Consider the following 18,435-nt stretch of genomic DNA (forward strand, 5'->3'; position numbering starts at 1 on the left):
AAAAAATCGTACTTGTTTGTTTAATAAAGTCTTCATATTTACCTCTCCTTTTAATTTAATAATTTTGAAAATTTTGTTTTCTGTTTTGTATAGTAATTAGTTTAATACAGTAAAAAATAAAAGTCAACTATAAATTTTGAAAAATTATCAAATTATCAGAAAATTGAGTTTAAATAAAAAAATTTTTACATGTAGAATATAGTTATATTCTTAATTATTGTTTTTTTATAAAAATGAAAAATATAAATAAGTCATAAAAGATTATAAAAATAAAGAGATATTTAGATAATTAGTGTAAATAGGTTTTAAATCAACATAATAACTTAAATTATATGGTATAATAAATTAAATAATTGTTTTAATTCAAAATTTTTTGTTATTTTAAATTATTTCAAAACTCTTAGTTTTAGTGATTTTATTTATGATATTTATGGGATTAAAAAGATTTCAATAGATATTTTTGGTAAGTATTTAAGAAGTCTTTAACTTTATAGGAGTGATAATTTATGCTAATAGGTACATCTAAATTAAGCAGAAATGTTGATACTGCATGTGTAGAAGAAGTAGGGATTCCAATGATTGTATTGATGGAAAATGCGGTTATATCTGCAATGAAAAATATGGATATAGACATGTATAATAGTTACACAGTTGTATGTGGTGTTGGAAATAATGGAGGAGATGGTCTTGGAATAGCAAGACATCTAAATACATATGGAAAAGAAGTAAACGTATTTTTAGTAGGTAATCTTGAAAAACTAAGTGAATGCTCTAAAATAAATTACAATGTACTTTTAAATATGGGAATTAATATTATAAATATTAATAAAAATGATTTAAGTGAAAAAAATTATGGAGATGAAAATGAAGTAGATAAAATTATTAAAGTTGAGAAACAAAATATTATAAAAAATAAAAATTTAACAATTTTTAAAGATAGAGTATCTAAAAGTGATGTTGTAGTAGATGCTATATTTGGGACTGGATTAAAACGTGATATAACTGGTATTTTTAAAGAAGTTATTGACATAGTAAACGATAATAGTAAAAATACATATTCTATAGATATTCCTTCAGGTATAGATAGCGATAATGGAAATGTATTAGGAACTTGTATTAGAGCAAACAAAACGATTAGCTTTGAGTTTTATAAAAGAGGTTTTCTAAACTATGACACTAGCACACTTATAGGTGATGTAGTTGTAGAAAAGATAGGTGTTCCAGATTTTATTACAAGAAAATACCATGATGAAGAGTTCATAACTGATAAGACTTTTGTAAAAAATAATATTAGAAGAAGAGATAAGCATGGTTTTAAAAGTGATTTTGGAAAAGTATCTATAGTTGCAGGTTCAAAAGGATTTTATGGTGCAAGTTTCATAGCAACTGAATCTGCTGTTAAGAGTGGGAGTGGACTTGTAACATTAATTAGTAGTGAAGATGTGCAAGAAAAGGTATCTATTAGACTTACAGAAGCAATGACTTTAAATTTTGAAGAAGAAAGATTAAATAAATTACTTAATTCTAGTGATGCAATTGGTTTTGGTCCAGGTATGGGAGATAATAGTCAAACATTTGATAAATTACTTAAGATAGTAGAAAATTCTAATTGCCCAATAGTATTAGATGCAGATGGATTGAACGTTATGAAGGACAGATGTTATAAGTTTTTAGAATGGAAAAATAGATTTGTAATTACACCTCATTTGGGAGAAATGGCCAGGTTGACAGGAGATTCAATTGGGTATATAAGAGAACATAGAGTAGATGTTGCAAAAGAATTTGCTCAAAAATATAATCTGGTGGTGCTTTTAAAAGGTTATCAAACTGTCATAACAGATGGTAAAAAAACATATATAAATCCTACAGGAAATAGCTGTATGGCAACTGGTGGAATGGGTGATTGTTTGCTTGGAATGATTACTTCATTTATAGGTCAAGGTATGGATATATTGGAAGCTACAGTTAGTGGAGCATATATACATGGCTATATAGGAGATAAATTGAGCAAAGCAATGTATACGGTAAATGCTACGGATTTAATAAGTAACATTTCATTAACAATGAAAGAGTTGTTGGATATATAATTGGTGATATTTGATACTACTTTGTAACAATTTTAACAAAGTATGTTGATATAATACTATTAATTAATTTATTTATTTTATTGTTTTGTAATTTAAATTTATATTCAAAAACATTGTATAAACATATAATTTATATAGGGTTTTATAATTCATATGAAAAGAGGGTAGATAGTATGAAGTTAATATGGTTGATAGTAGCAGTCTTATTTGGAATAGCAGAAATGTTAACACCAAGCTTAACATTGATATGGTTTAGTGTAGGAGCTGTAATACTTATATTTTTAAGTAGCTTTATAGAGAGTATTTTCTTACAAATTTTAATATTTGCAGTAATTTCTATAGCAATGTTAGTCGTAGCTACTAAAAAAATAGTAAAAAAAGATAAAGGCTATAAATCTAACACTAATTTACAAGCAATGATGTCTAAAAAAGGTATTGTTACAGAAGAGATTTCTCCAAATAACACAGGTCTAGTTGTAGTTGAACATGAAACATGGACGGCTATTTCTATAGATGGTGAAAAGATAGAAAAAGGTTCTACAGTAGAAGTATTAAAAATTGAAGGGGTAAAATTAGTTGTTAAAAAAGTAGACGCCACAGTTAATGTGACAAACCAATAGAATAAAGGAGGATTTATAGTATGGGTACTAAAATTGTTTTAAGTATTGTATTAATAGTAGTAGTCGTAGCAATAAGTTTAACTTGTATAAGAGTTATAAAACAATCTAAAGTAGGTATAATAATGAGACTTGGTAAGTTTCAAAAAGTAGCTGAAACAGGTGTACATTTCTTAATACCATTTTTAGATAAAATGGCATATGTAATTGACCTTAGAGAAATTGTAATAGATTTTCCACCTCAACCAGTTATAACTAAAGATAATGTAACTATGCAGATTGATACAGTTGTATATTATAAAGTTACAGACCCAGTTAGATATGTGTTTGAGATAGCTAATCCAATAGCTGCTATTGAAAATTTAACAGCTACAACACTAAGAAATATAATTGGTGAACTTGATTTAGATGAAACATTAACATCAAGAGATATAATAAATGTAAAAATGAGAACTATCCTTGATGAAGCAACAGATAAATGGGGTATAAAAGTAAATAGAGTAGAGTTAAAAAATATAATGCCTCCTCAGGATATTCAAGTTGCAATGGAAAAACAAATGAGAGCAGAAAGAGAAAGAAGAGAGGCAATACTTCAAGCAGAAGGTAATAAGTCAGCTGCAATACTTCAAGCTGAAGGTGAAAAACAATCTGCTATATTAACAGCAGAAGCCAAAAAAGAAGCTATGGTACGTGTAGCAGAAGGTGAAAAAGAATCTGCTATATTAGTGGCAGAAGGTGAAGCTGAAGCTATAAGACAGACAGCTATTGCTAAGGCACAAGGTGAAGCTGAAATGATAAAAAGAACTCAAATGGCAACAGCAGAAGGTTTAAAATTAGTTTTTTCAGCAATGAAAGAGGCTGATATAGACAATAATATTCTAGCATTAAAATCTATGGAAGCTCTTGAAAAAATGGCTGAAGGTAAGTCAACAAAACTGGTTTTACCTTCAGAAGCAGTTAATTTCCTAGGAACATTCAAAGGAATAAAGGAAGTTATGAGTGATGATAACAAAGAAGTACTTGATATAAAAGAAGTTTTAAATGATAATGAATCATTAAAAAAATAAAAGAGTTTTGTTATCATAGGAAGGATATGGAAATTAAAGGTCGAATTAATTAAATATAGCACAAAAATGCACGTTGAAAAGAAGAGGACTTATAAATTTTTAAGTCTTCTTCTTTGTTTTTATTAGAAAGATGAAATTATAAAAATAAATTAACAGAATCTTTATACAATTTATCCTTTACTAATGTAAAAAGTGTTATATAATATTATATAAAACATATAGCAAATAAGCATGGTTTTAGTTAGTCTATTTATATTATTAATATATATTTATAAAAATATAAACATTAATACTAAGAAAACTAATAAATAATTTAAAAGTTTATATCCTTTTGTTTAAATTATAGACAAAGAAGTATCAATTAAAAAATAAAGTTGATTAATAATTACTTGATTTTCCTTGGATAATTATTTAACAAATATTAGATTATATTTTGCTATTACGAATTTAACAAATTAAAAAATAAGCATGTTCATATGACACAAGAGATTTATAAAAAATGTTTTTATATTTATAAAATAAAATTTGTATTATTTTTTAACCGATAATTGAATATTAATAAATACTATAGTGCTTATGGAAAATAATGTATACGTCGGTAAGTTCATTATGGGGTATACATTATATCAATTGTATAGTTGATATTATTTTATTTTTATTAAGGTATTATTTAAGCAACATTTATACACGACATTTATTGACTGATAAAGTTTATAAAAGTAAAAATGCAATTATAAATATTAATTACTAGATGAGGGGAGTGTCATTAAATGAAAAAAGAGATGTTAGCTATGATTTTGGCAGGAGGGCAAGGTTCAAGATTAGGTGTTTTTACAAAAAGAATTGCCAAACCAGCTGTATCATTTGGAGGTAAGTATAGAATTATAGATTTTGTGTTAAGCAATTGTTCAAACTCTGGTATTGATACTGTAGGTGTTTTAACTCAATATAGACCGTTGATATTAAATTCACATATAGGAATGGGAAGTCATTGGGATTTGGACAGAATAAATGGTGGTGTCTATGTTTTACAACCATTTATGAATGAAAAAGAAGGAAATTGGTATAATGGTACAGCACATGCGATATATCAAAATATGGACTTTGTAGATACCTATAATCCAGAATATGTATTGATATTATCTGGTGACCATATATACAAGATGGATTATAGCAAAATGTTAAAATTTCATAAGGAAAAAGGCTCTAAAGCTACAATAGCAGTGATTGAAGTTCCTTGGGATGAAGCTTCAAGATTTGGGATAATGAATACAAATGAAGATTCAAGTATCTATGAATTTGAAGAAAAACCAAGTGAACCTAAGAGCAATTTGGCATCTATGGGAGTATACATATTTGATTGGAAAATGTTGAGAAATTATTTTAAGGAAGCAGAAAAAAATCCAGAAATAAATTATGATGATTTTGGAAAAAATTTAATACCTAAAATGTTAGAAGATAATGTTGGAATGTATGCTTATCCATTTAAAGGATACTGGAGAGATGTAGGAACTATACAAAGTCTATGGGATGCTAATATGGATATAATAAAATCTCCAGAAACACTTGATTTAGCAGACCCTAAATGGAAGATATATACAAATACTATGGCAATGCCTCCACAATATATAGGTAAAAATGCAAATGTTCATAGATCAATGATAGCTGATGGTTGTAGAATTTTAGGTGAAGTAGGTAACTCTGTATTATCACATGGAGTTGTTGTTGGAAAAGGAAGTAAAGTAATTGATTCAGTAATAATGCCAAATGTTGTAATAGGTGAAAATGTAACTATAGAAAAAGCTATGATAGGTGAGTGTGCAACTATAAATGATAATGTTCAGATAAAGAATGTAAATAATGAAATAAATGTAGTTTCTGAGTATGAAAATATCGAACCTAGATGCGTATTAATAGAAGGAGGTCTTTAAGATGAGAAATGAATGTTTAGGGATAATAAATTTAAACAAAAAAGGAGACCCAGCAATAAACAAACTTAACTATGGAAGACCAATAGCATCTACACCAATAGCTGGAAGATATAGAATAATAGACTTTGCTTTATCTAATATGATAAATTCAGGAATCACTAAAGTTGGAATATTCGCAAAAGAAAAATACAGATCATTAACAGACCATATAGGTAGTGGTAAAGATTGGGATTTAAGTAGAAAAAAAGGTGGCCTATCAATTTTTAGTCCAGAAAACACTAAGTATAGAAATACTTACTCACATAGAGAAGGTGATATATATACTATCTTAGCTAATCTAGATTATATAGAAAAGAGTGAAGAAGAATATATTTTAATAGCTCCAAGCTATATGCTATGCAATTTAAATTATTCTCAAGCATTGGAATACCATAAAAAATCTCATAATGATATAACTATAATATATAAAAATGTAAATAATGCAAATAAAGATTTTGCTGGTAACTTAACTCTAAATTTAGATAGTAACAATAGGGTAATAAATGTAGGAAATAATTTAGGTAAGTTCCCTAGAGCAAACATATGTATGGAGACATATATTATGAAGCGTGAAGATTTTGTTGAATGTATATATAACATTGTAAATAAAGGCAATTATTGTTATTTAGAAGAATTTATTATTGAAGAAGCAGAAAACATGAAAATAGGAGCCTATGAATATACAGGATATCTAAAATGTGTAAATTCTGTTGAATCATATTTTGAAATGAGCAAAGATTTATTAAATTTAGAAGTTGCAGATGAATTATTATATTCTGAAAGAAAGATATTTACAAAAGAAAAGAATGAATCACCTACAATTTATACAGATAGTGCTAAAGTAGAAAATAGCTTTATAGCATCTGGTTGTTTAATAGAAGGTACTGTAAAAGATAGTATCATATTTAGAAAGGTAAATGTTGAAAAAGGAACAGTTATAGAGAACTCAATAGTAATGCAAAATTGTGTAATAAAGTCAAATGCAAAACTATATAATGCAATATTAGATAAAAATACGAGTGTATCAAATGGGAAAGAATTAAGAGGAGATGAAAAATATCCTCTTGTAGTGGAAAAGAATACAAATATATAAATAAATTTTTTAGAAGGGGGAATGACTAATGAAGGTTTTTTATGTAACAGCAGAGTGTTGGCCCTTTGCAAAAACTGGAGGATTAGGAGATGTTTCTTATGCATTGCCTAAAGAATTAAAAAAAGAAGGTGTAGATGTAAGGGTAATAATGCCCAAATATTCAACTATACCAAGTTATTTAAAAGATCAACTAAAAGAAATAGCTGTGTTTAGTGTACGTGTTGGATGGAGAAATCAATACTGTGGTCTTTTAGAAATGGAATTAGATGGTGTAAAATTTTACTTTATAGATAATGAATTTTATTTTAGAAGAGAAGATGAAAGAAAGAGTATCTATGGATATGGAGATGATGCAGAAAGATATACTTTCTTTACAGATGCAGTTTTAGAAGCTATAAGTAGAATTGATTTTTATCCAGATGTAATACATATAAATGATTGGCATACAGGGATGTTACCATTAATTCTAAAAGAAAGATATGCAACCCTTGAGGGGTATAAAAATATAAAAACTATGTATACTATACATAATCTCCAATATCAAGGTGTATTTGATAAGCATGTTTTATATGATATATTGGATTTACCACAAAAATACTTTGATAATGGAGATATAGAGTATTATGGCTCAATAAATTTTATGAAAGCTGGTATAAATTTTGCAGATAAAATTATAACTGTTAGCCCTACTTATGCAAATGAAATACAAACATCTTTTTATGGCGAACAATTAGATGGATTACTTAGAAAAGAGTCAGGAAAATTAAAAGGTATATTAAATGGTATAGATTATGATTTAAATGACCCTGCAAAAGATAAAGATATATTTGTTCATTATGATGTAGACTCAATTGACAAAAAAGTAGAAAATAAATTGAGATTACAAGATATATTGGGACTAAAAAAAGATTCATCTATTCCGTTGATAGGTATAGTTTCGAGATTAGTTTCTCAAAAAGGATTTGATTTAATAGCATACATGATGCCAGAACTTATGAGAGAAGATTTACAGATTGTCGTTTTAGGAACTGGAGAACATCAATATCAATCAATGTTCAACTATTACGATTCTAATTTTTCAGATAAAGTATCAGCTAGAATTACTTTTAATGCATCATTGGCTCAACAGATATATGCTGCAAGTGATATGTTCTTAATGCCATCATTATTTGAGCCTTGTGGTATAGGTCAAATGTTAGCTATGAGATATGGTTCTTTACCAATAGTTAGAGAGACTGGAGGGCTTAGAGATACAGTAACACCTTATAATAAATTTACTGGAGAAGGCAATGGATTTAGTTTTAAAAATTACAATGCTCATGAGATGTTTTTCTGTTTGAAAAATGCAATCAAAGTATTTAAGGACAAAGAAAAATGGATTAAATTAGTTGAAAATGCAATGAAAACAGATAATAGTTGGAAAAAATCAGCTAAGGAGTATATAGAAACATATAGAGACATATGTGATTAAAGGAGTGGTTTTTTTGGTAACAATAAGCAAAAAGAAATTCAAGCAAAAATTTGAAGTAAAAATGTATAGCTTATATGCACAATCTATCAAGGAAGCTACTGATGAACAATTGTTAAATGTATTATGTAGTCTATTGAAAGATGAGATAGCAAAAAAATGGGTTGCTACAAAGTTAGATAAGAAAAAAGAAGTTTATTATTTTAGTTTAGAATTTTTAATAGGGAGACAGTTAAAATCTAATTTATTAAATTTAAATATTGAAGAAGAAGTTAGAGAAGGTCTATCTGAATTAGGAATCAACTTGGATGATTTAATTGAAGCTGAAGTAGACCCAGCCTTAGGAAATGGTGGACTTGGTAGATTAGCAGCTTGCTTTTTAGATTCTATGGCATCTTTGAACATAAGTGGTCAAGGATATGGAATAAGGTATAAATATGGTCTGTTTGAACAAAAATTTGTAAATGGTTATCAGGTAGAAGTGCCTGATAACTGGCTTACAGAAGGACGATATGCATGGGAAACTGTAAGACCAAATGAAGCAACAATGGTGAAGTTTGGTGGTGAGGTAGAATTAATCAAGGAAGGTAGTCATTTAAAAGTAATTCATAAAAACTACCTTCCTGTAATGGCAATGCCTTATGATATACCAATAATCGGATACCAAAACCAATGTATAAATACTTTAAGATTGTTTAAGAGTGAAATACCAAAGAGAGATTTTGGTGAACTTACTTCAAATGCTCTAAATTATTCTGGTAGCTATGAAGAGGCTTTAAAACATAAGTATTATACTGAGGAAATATCACAGGTATTATATCCTGATGATTCAAATTATGCAGGTAAGTTGTTGAGGTTGAAACAAGAATACTTTTTTGTAAGTGCAGGGATACAAGATATAATAAGAAAATATAAAAAGAACAAATTAAATATTAATAATTTATTCGATAAGGTAGCAATTCATATAAATGATACACATCCTACCTTATGCATACCAGAACTTATGAGAATTTTGCTTGATGAAGAAAATTTATCTTGGGATGAAGCATGGGAAATAACTAAAAAAACAGTGTCCTATACTAATCATACTATAATGTCAGAAGCAATGGAAAAATGGCCTGTAAGTATGATTAAAGAACTATTACCAAGAATTTATATGATAATAGAAGAAATAAATAGAAGATATGTAGAGGAATTAAATAATAAAGGATATGAGCAGGATAGAATAAAAAGAATGAGTATAATAGACTGTGACAATATCAATATGGCAAACTTATGTATTGTCACAAGTCATAGTGTAAATGGAGTTGCTAAGCTTCATACTCATATTCTTGAAACAGAGGTATTAAAAGATTTCTATCAAGATGAACCAAATAAATTTAATAATAAGACTAATGGAATTGCACATAGGCGATGGCTTATAAGTTCAAATCCTCAACTTAGCAATTTAATTACAGATTTAATTGGTGATTCATGGAAGAAAGATACATTACAATTAAAAAATATTGAAAAATTTAAAAATGATTCCTCTGTTTTACAAAGACTTGATGATATAAAATACAATAATAAAGCAAATCTAGCAAAGTTTATAAAAGATAAATACGATTTAAATGTAGACCCAAGTTCGATATTTGATGTTCAAGTTAAGAGATTGCATGCGTATAAAAGACAGTTACTGAATATATTTAATGTACTTCATATGTATCATGAATTACTTGATAATCCTAATTTGAATCTTGACCCAAGAACTTTTATATTTGGCGCAAAAGCAGCACCAGGATATTATTTGGCTAAATGTATAATTAAATTTATAAATTCTGTTGCAAGTACTATAAATAATGATGTTAGAGTAAAGGACAAGTTAAAAGTAGTATTTTTAGAGAATTATGGAGTATCATTAGCAGAAATAATAATACCAGCAGCAAATGTTAGTGAGCAAATTTCAACTACAACTAAGGAAGCATCTGGAACAAGTAATATGAAGTTTATGATGAATGGTGCTATAACTTTGGCTACACTTGACGGTGCAAATGTAGAGATATGTGAACAGGTTGGTAAAGAAAATATGTTTTTATTTGGACTTAGTGCAGAACAAGTACTAAATTATAATAAATATGGTGGATATTCTTCACTTGACCTATATCATTCTAATATGGATATAAAAAGGGTAGTAGATGATTTAATAAATGGATTTATTCCTAATCTTGGCGAAGAAGGAAGAAGTATTTATAATTCACTCACTACTTACAATGATGAGTATTTTGTATTGAGAGATTTTGAAAATTATGGTCAAGCTCAAGCAGATATAAACAGGTTATATAGAGATAAAGAAAAATGGAATAAAATGTCTTTAGTTAATATAGCTAACTCTGGATTTTTTTCTTCTGATAGAACAATTTCTGAGTATGCAAAAGACATTTGGTTTAAAAGGGTGTGATTAAATGCAAAGTGTAATAGAATATAACTCTTGGGATAAAAATTTTAAGGCTCCGTTTGGAGCTTTAAAATTTGATGAGGAATTGACCATTTGTGTTAAAGTAAATGAGGGATACAATATCAAGTCTATTTCCCTAGAAATAAATAGAGAAGAAGAAATGAGAACAATAACTTTAAATGAAGAATTAGATAATGATAAACTTGGAAAGTGCTTTTGTGGTAAGATTGAAAAGTTTGATGGTACAGGTGTTTATTTTTATTACTTTAAAGTTGATGTTGAAATGGATGGTCAGATAAAGACTTTATTTTATGGAAAAAACAGAGATAATGGATATTCTTGTGAATATAATTATAGTGATATTAATAAATATCAAATCACTGTTTATAAAGATTTTAAAGTACCAACATGGTACAAAGAAGGAATACTTTATCATATATTTGTAGATAGATTCAATAATGGAAATCGTAGTGGTAAGGTTGATAGTCCTAAAAAAAATAGTTTCATATATGGAAATTGGGAAGATACACCTATGTACATAAAGGATAGTCAAGGGGATGTTATAAGATGGGATTTCCATGGTGGAAATTTAAGAGGGATAATCAATAAACTTGGATATTTAAAAAAATTAGGTGTAAGTATACTATATCTAAGCCCTATATTTGAAGCCTCTAGTAATCATAAGTATGATACAGGTGACTATAAAAAAATTGACCCAATGTTTGGGGATGAAGATACATTTAAAGAACTTATTGATAAAGCAAAAGAAAAAGGTATATCAATAGTATTAGATGGAGTTTTTAGTCATACTGGAGCAGATAGTAAATATTTTAATATGTATGGAAACTATAATAGTTTAGGGGCATATCAATCTAAAGAATCTCCATATTATTCATGGTATATGTTTGAAGAATTTCCTCAAAAATATAAAAGTTGGTGGGATGTTAAGACATTGCCAAATATAAATGAATTAGAACATAGCTATATGGATTATATAATATATGACAATGATAGCGTTATAAATAAATGGGTAAATATGGGTATTAAGGGCTGGAGACTAGATGTTGCAGACGAATTACCAACTAAGTTTATAAGAGAGTTAAAAAAGGAATTAAAAAAGGCAGATGATGACTCAATTCTTATAGGTGAAGTATGGGAAGATGCATCAAATAAGATTAGCTATGGTCAGAGAAGAAGTTATTTATTAGGTGAAGAATTAGATTCTGTTATGGGTTATCCTTTTAGAAATAACATGTTTTCTTTCTTAAAAGGAGAAATTAATTCATATGAACTTTGTAATAGATATATGCAGATTAAAGAAAATTATCCAAAAGAATCATTTAGGTCTAATTTAAATTTAATTGGAACACATGATGTTACAAGAGCTAAAACGGAATTAAATGATGATGTAGATTTAGTGAAGCTTGCTGTAGCTATACAGATGACATTTGAAGGAGTACCATATATATATTATGGAGATGAAGCAGGTCTTTGTGGAGGTGTTGACCCAGATAATAGAAGAACTTATCCATGGAAAAATGAAGACGAAGATATGCTTAATTTTTATAGAGATGTTATAAAAATTAGAAATAAGAATAAACTTTTAAGTTCTGGAAATACAGAATTTATATATACTAATAATGATTCTGTATTTTCTTTTATTAGAGTTAATGAAAATAATGATAGAATGTTAATTTTAGTAAATAGAAGTGAAAATGTGGAAAGTATATCATTATGTATAGAGAGTAGTTTTATTGAGGAAATACCTATAAAGTATAGTCTTAAAAATGCAAATAGTACTATACAAATTGAAAATAATGAGTTGAAAGTAGATTTAGACTCTAAATCATTTAGAATTTTTAGAGTAAATTAAATATCTTTTTTTAGAAAAATAAATAGAAAATAAGGTGAATGTGGAAAGAGTTTTGTTTTATCAAAACTTTTTCTACTTTTTTTGTATAAATTATCATAAGAATTTTAGTATTTCAAAATATTACAAAGAAGTATAAAAAATATCATAATTGTGATATTATATAAATTAGTAAGATAAAACTGAACTCTCTACCAAAGTTGTAGGGAGATTTAACTTTTATAATCTTAATATGGAGGAACGTCTTATGAAGGTAGATCCACTTACAACTCAAGTATATGACTATATATCAAAGAAAATCCAAAATGGAGAATATGAAGCTAATCAGAGAATTACTGAATCTGAGATTTGTAAATCTATCGGAGTTAGTAGAACACCAGCGAGAGAAGCATTAACTAGGTTAGCAGGTGAAAATTTACTAGAAAAAATACCTAATAAGGGATTTGTAGTAAAAGAATTTCAGGAAAAGGAGAAATTAGACACCTATTCCGTAATTGGAGTATTGGATGCGTTAGCCGGTTCTTCAGCATTACAAAATTTAACTGAATCAGACCTAGTAAAAATGGAAGAATTAACGGAAATGATGGCGGTCTCTATAAAGTATAAAAATTACAATAGCTATTTAAAATTAAGTAATGAATTTCACGATATATACATAACTAAATCAGATAATCAGGTGTTAGTAAATCTATTGAACTCTTTAAGATATAATTTTATGTCAAAGTCATATACTAGTGATAATGAAGATGAGTTATATAAAATGTTGACATACAGCAATAATCAACATATTGAAGTAGTAAAATCTATGAGGGAGAATGATTTAGAAAATGTTGAAAGAGTTTTGAGAGAACATTGGAAAACGATACCTATGGAAGAGATGAAAAAAGAGAAGCTTTTATAAAGTTTCTCTTTATTTTTTTTATAATTTTGTTGTTTTACTATTAAATATTAAAGGAAAAACAAGAATAAATTTAACTTTAAATACAAATAAAAACTCTAAGGCACTACGATAGAATAATGTATTTAAATTAACATATATAAATCAATGAACTTATAGAATTTTAATATCATAAATATAGAATTTATTTTATCAATTAAAAAATTTAATAAATTTTATATTAAAATTAAAATACAAAAATAGGAAAATTATTTAGTCCAACTAAACCAAGAATTTTAATATGTGAAATAAGAATAATATAAAAGTTTAGTAATAAAATACTTATAAATTAAAAATAGTAAACTCAAAAGCTTACTAAAACTCAAAAAAGTAAAAAAACCAAAATAATAAAAAATAAGAAAGTTTATAAATACTAAGTTTTAAAAAAATTAATATAAACAACAAAAAATTAAAAAGTTTATAAATATTGATATAGCTAATGTATATGTTTTTGAGTAACTTCAAAAAAACACTTGTAAAAATGCTGAGATGTTAATATAATAAATATCATGAGTTTAATAAAAGTAAAAATAAAAAATAGAAATAATAAATAATAAATATTAAAAATATTTGAATATAGAGAGGAGATGAATTTGAAATCATGGATAGCGAGTTTGCAAATGTAGTTGAATTAAGCTATGAGTGTGCTCCATTATTAGAGTCGTTAAAGGAATACTCAGAGAAAGATATAGCTTGTTTTGATGTGCCTGGACATGTAAAAAATAGAGGTGTAGCTATATTAAATAAATATCTAGGTGAAAGTCTCATGAAAATGGATATAAATTCATCACCAACTATGGATAATGTATCTGCGCCAAATGGGATTATAAAAAATGCACAAGATTTGTTAGCACAAGCATATATGGCTGATGAGGCATTCTTTATAACGAATGGCACAACTCAAGCAATACATGCAATGATTTTGAGTGTTATAAAACCAGGTGAAAAAGTATTACTTCCAAGAAACATACATAAATCAGTAATAAATGCGTTAATACTTTGTGGAGGAATACCAATATTTATACAACCAGAATTTGATGAAAAACTAGGTATAAGTTTAAATATTACTCTTGAAAAAGTTAGAACAGAGATAGAAAAAGATTGTAATATAAAAGCATTATTTTTCCTTAATCCAACTTACTATGGAGTTTGTGCAGACCTTGAGAGTATTATAGAACTATGCCATAAAAATAATGTTTTAGTGTTAGTTGATGAAGCTCATGGTGCACATTTTCCATTTCATTTAGATTTACCTCCTTCTGCAATAAGTTTGGGAGCTGATATGGTAGCTGTAAGTATACATAAAACTGGAGGAGCATTGACACAATCTTCAGCACTCTTATTGAATAGAGATAATGTAAGTTTTGAAAAGGTTCTTCAATCAATCAATATGCTACAATCAACATCAGCATCTTATTTGCTTATGGCAAGTATAGATGGTGCTAGAGTTAATCTAGTTGAGAATGGTGAAAAGCAACTGTCAAAAGCATTAAATCTATCTAGGTATGCAAAATCTAAATTAAACAAAATTGATGGAATAAAAGTTTTATCTACAGAAATATTGAAACAAAAAGGTGTTAAATTTATAGATGAAACAAAATTGTGTATAAATGTAAAAGAATTAAATTTGACTGGATTTGAAGTATACGATTTATTATATAAAAATTTTTCAATTCAAGTAGAATTGGGAGATTCATATAATATACTGGCACTTGTGTCCATTGGAACAAATAAATCAGATATAGATAGATTAGTAAAGGCACTTTCTATAATTGCAAAGATTTATAGAAAAGAATCAACATTAAATGAATTTAATATGGTTCAAATAAATCCAATTATTAAACTTAATCCAAGAGAAGCTTTTTATGCACCAAAGGAAAGTGTAGAAATCAATTCATGTATAGATAGAATTTGTGGAGAATCAATAATGGCATATCCACCAGGTATACCGATTATTGCTCCAGGAGAATTGATAACAGAAGAAATTATGGAGTATATTATTTTCTTAAAAAATAGCAATGCGTATCTTACAGATGTACAAGATAAAAACTTAGATAGAATACTAGTAATAAAATAAATTACTTTATTTTGCAAGGGCAAGTATTTGTTAAGTAGAGTTTATCAAATAGAACTTATTAAAAGTATAAAGGAGTTGGGGTTGAAATGAAATTTGAAACACTAGGAAGACATATACTAGTAGAATACTATAATTGTGATGAAAACGTACTTAAAGACCCACGTCTTATAGAAAATTTTATGAATGATTCAGCATTAAATGCAAAAGCGACAATTGTGGATTCTGTATTCCACCATTTTAATCCTTGGGGGGTTTCAGGAGCTGTTATAATTGCTGAATCTCATTTGACAATACATACATGGCCTGAATATGGTTATGCAGCAGCAGATTTTTTTACTTGTGGTGATATAGACCCATGGAAAAGTTTTGAATTATTAGAGCAACTTTTAAAGTCTGAAAGAAGCGAGTCTACAGAAATTCCAAGAGGCTTAACTACAAAAATTAAAAAATATTCAAAAAAAGATTTAGGTAAGATTACTCATAAACCAGAAGCAGTATAAAACATACAAGAGAAAGTGAGGATTATTATATGGAACTTTGGTATACAGAAGAATGGACAGAAAATGTAAGATTTTCTATAAAAGTAAATAAACATCTATTTGAAGGAAAGTCTCAATTTCAAAGGATAGATGTATTTGATAGTGATGAATTTGGAAAATTTCTAACAATAGATGGATTAATGATGGTAACATATAAAGATGAATTTATATACCATGAGATGATAACTCATGTTCCTATGGCTACAAATTTAAACATAAAGAAAGTATTAGTCATAGGTGGAGGTGATGGAGGTACAGTAAGAGAATTAAGCCGTTATCCTCAAATAGAAAAGATTGACATGGTTGAAATAGATAAAATGGTTGTAGATGTATCTAAGGAGTATATGGATATATGCTCATGTAAATTAGATGATAAAAGAGTGAGTTTATATTTTGAAGATGGTGTTAATTTTGTTAAGTGTGCACATGATAAATCATATGACCTGATAATAGTAGATTCAACTGACCCAATAGGACCAGGCGAAGGGCTTTTCTCAACTGATTTTTATAAGGATTGTTATAGAATACTGACTGATGATGGAATTTTAGTAAATCAAAGTGAAAGTCCGTATTTTGACTTTAATGCTAAAGAGATGAAAAGAGCTAATAAAAAATTAAAACAGATATTTCCAATATCAGAAGTTTATCAAGCACATATACCAACATATCCATCTGGTCACTGGTTGTTTGGATTTGCTTCAAAAAAACTTAATCCAGTAAAAAATCAAGATAGAAATGGATGGGAGAAATTAAGTTTAAAAACTAAATATTATAATAGTGATATACATTTAGGTTCGTTTATGTTACCTCAATACGTGAAGGAGATGCTAGATGAAGAATAATTTCTATCATATGAACACTTTTATGAGTATGGACAAAAATTATGAAGAATCTAATCTTATAGTATTTGGTGTTGGATTTGATGGAACTACTTCTAACAGACCTGGGGCTAGATTTGCAAGTAGCTCTATGAGAAAAGAATTTTACGGTCTTGAGACATATAGTCCTTTTTTAGATTTGGATTTAGAGGATTATAATATATGTGATTATGGAGATTTAGAAATTAGTGTTGGAAGTACAGAACAAGTCTTAAAAGAAATCTATCAAGAGACATATAAGATTGTTAGAGATTCAAAGGTACCCTTTATGATTGGAGGAGAGCATTTAGTTACATTACCAGCCTTTAAAGCAGTACATGAAAAGTACAATGATATATATGTAATTCATTTTGATGCCCATACTGATTTGAGGGAAGAATATAATAATAGTAAAAATTCTCATGCAACAGTAATTAAAAGAATATGGGATATTGTAGGTGATAATAAAATATTTCAATTTGGTATAAGGTCTGGGACAAAAGAAGAATTTAAATTTGCTACAGAAGAAAAACACACATACATGGAAATAGGAGGAATAGATACGTTTGAAAATATAGTTAATATGCTAAATGGAAAGAATATTTATCTAACTATAGATTTAGATGTATTGGATGCATCTGTGTTTCCAGGAACAGGTACACCAGAACCTGGTGGTGTAAATTATAGAGAGTTTCAAGAGATTTTTAAGATTATAAAAAACTCTAATATAAATATAGTTGGTTGTGACATTGTAGAGTTAAGCCCTGATTACGATACAACAGGTGTATCGACAGTTATAGCTTGTAAAATCTTAAGAGAGTTATGCTTAATAATATCTGATAAAATTAAATAGAGTATTTTATATAAATAGTATATATTATAATATAAGAAGTTATTTTAAAAAAGTTAGTTTAAGTTTGACGCTTTTCTAAAGTAACTTCTTATTTTTGTAATTAAAAATAAATATAATAAACAACAAAAAAGAGCCCTCGATAGCTCCTTTTCTAAAATATATATATTTAAATTAAATAATTATATTCTATTTACGTTTTCAGCTTGAGGTCCTCTATTACCTTGAGTTATATCAAAGCTAACCTTTTCGCCTTCTTCTAAAGTTTTGTATCCATCATTTTGTATAGCTGAGAAATGTACGAAAACATCATCTTCTCCCTCTACAGATATGAACCCAAATCCTTTTTCATTGTTAAACCATTTTACTATTCCGTTTTTCATTATAAGAAAACCTCCGCATTATTAAAAAATACAAACTAAAAAAATAAGTCTGTTCTATTAATATAACATAAATTTTAAATAAAAGCAAATAAAATTTTTAAAAAAATTAATTACTTTTAGAATTTAATAAAAATTGTTAAATTATACAGTGATAAGTATTGTAAAATTTGACGAAAATGTAAATGT

General features: G+C 27.4%; 14 protein-coding genes. 13 read left to right on the forward strand and 1 reads right to left on the reverse strand.

The window, feature by feature from the left end:
* The first annotated feature begins 506 nt into the window (after positions 1-506).
* From CDIF1296T_RS05270 to speB, 13 genes are all read left to right on the forward strand, one after another.
* Positions 507-2,087 carry a bifunctional ADP-dependent NAD(P)H-hydrate dehydratase/NAD(P)H-hydrate epimerase gene (locus tag CDIF1296T_RS05270; protein WP_009892822.1) on the forward strand — a complete coding sequence of 527 codons (1,581 nt, stop codon included), beginning with the start codon at positions 507-509 and terminating at the stop codon, positions 2,085-2,087.
* A gap of 173 nt (positions 2,088-2,260) precedes the next feature.
* A complete protein-coding gene (locus tag CDIF1296T_RS05275; protein WP_003437174.1) occupies positions 2,261-2,707 on the forward strand; it encodes an NfeD family protein in 447 nt (148 codons plus the stop codon).
* 20 nt (positions 2,708-2,727) lie between these two features.
* Positions 2,728-3,771, forward strand: coding sequence for an SPFH domain-containing protein (locus CDIF1296T_RS05280; RefSeq protein WP_003437173.1), 1,044 nt, complete (start codon positions 2,728-2,730; stop codon positions 3,769-3,771).
* A gap of 770 nt (positions 3,772-4,541) precedes the next feature.
* Entirely contained in the window at positions 4,542-5,702 is a 1,161-nt protein-coding gene (locus CDIF1296T_RS05285) for a glucose-1-phosphate adenylyltransferase (protein WP_003418638.1), read from the forward strand.
* 1 nt (position 5,703) lies between these two features.
* On the forward strand, positions 5,704-6,834 hold the full coding sequence (gene glgD / locus CDIF1296T_RS05290; protein WP_003418641.1) for a glucose-1-phosphate adenylyltransferase subunit GlgD: 1,131 nt from the start codon (positions 5,704-5,706) through the stop codon (positions 6,832-6,834).
* A gap of 28 nt (positions 6,835-6,862) precedes the next feature.
* Positions 6,863-8,305, forward strand: a complete 1,443-nt coding sequence (gene glgA, locus CDIF1296T_RS05295) for a glycogen synthase GlgA (RefSeq protein ID WP_003437171.1) — start codon at positions 6,863-6,865, stop codon at positions 8,303-8,305.
* Positions 8,306-8,318: 13 nt separating this feature from the next.
* Positions 8,319-10,739, forward strand: a complete 2,421-nt coding sequence (locus CDIF1296T_RS05300; protein WP_009895917.1) for a glycogen/starch/alpha-glucan phosphorylase — start codon at positions 8,319-8,321, stop codon at positions 10,737-10,739.
* 4 nt (positions 10,740-10,743) lie between these two features.
* Positions 10,744-12,609 carry a glycoside hydrolase family 13 protein gene (locus CDIF1296T_RS05305; protein ID WP_009895919.1) on the forward strand — a complete coding sequence of 622 codons (1,866 nt, stop codon included), beginning with the start codon at positions 10,744-10,746 and terminating at the stop codon, positions 12,607-12,609.
* Between the two features lie 244 nt (positions 12,610-12,853).
* Positions 12,854-13,507 (forward strand): GntR family transcriptional regulator, encoded by a 654-nt coding sequence (locus CDIF1296T_RS05310; RefSeq protein WP_009895920.1) that lies wholly within the window; start codon positions 12,854-12,856, stop codon positions 13,505-13,507.
* A gap of 637 nt (positions 13,508-14,144) precedes the next feature.
* Complete coding sequence (locus CDIF1296T_RS05315) at positions 14,145-15,620, forward strand: aminotransferase class I/II-fold pyridoxal phosphate-dependent enzyme (protein WP_009895922.1); 1,476 nt, start codon at positions 14,145-14,147, stop codon at positions 15,618-15,620.
* Positions 15,621-15,706: 86 nt separating this feature from the next.
* Entirely contained in the window at positions 15,707-16,120 is a 414-nt protein-coding gene (speD, locus tag CDIF1296T_RS05320; protein ID WP_003418655.1) for an adenosylmethionine decarboxylase, read from the forward strand.
* A gap of 29 nt (positions 16,121-16,149) precedes the next feature.
* Positions 16,150-17,001: a polyamine aminopropyltransferase gene (gene speE, locus CDIF1296T_RS05325; protein WP_009888722.1), complete on the forward strand. Its 852-nt coding sequence runs from the start codon at positions 16,150-16,152 to the stop codon at positions 16,999-17,001.
* Positions 16,991-17,869 carry an agmatinase gene (gene speB, locus CDIF1296T_RS05330; RefSeq protein ID WP_009888724.1) on the forward strand — a complete coding sequence of 293 codons (879 nt, stop codon included), beginning with the start codon at positions 16,991-16,993 and terminating at the stop codon, positions 17,867-17,869. The genes speE and speB overlap by 11 nt, the downstream gene beginning before the upstream one ends.
* 179 nt (positions 17,870-18,048) lie before the next feature.
* On the opposite strand, the gene CDIF1296T_RS05335 is transcribed toward speB, so the two are convergent.
* Positions 18,049-18,249: a cold-shock protein gene (locus CDIF1296T_RS05335; RefSeq protein WP_003418660.1), complete on the reverse strand. Its 201-nt coding sequence runs from the start codon at positions 18,247-18,249 to the stop codon at positions 18,049-18,051.
* Between the last annotated feature and the right edge of the window lie 186 nt (positions 18,250-18,435).

The sequence above is a fragment of the Clostridioides difficile ATCC 9689 = DSM 1296 genome, assembly GCF_001077535.1.
Classification (GTDB): Bacteria; Bacillota; Clostridia; order Peptostreptococcales; family Peptostreptococcaceae; genus Clostridioides; species Clostridioides difficile.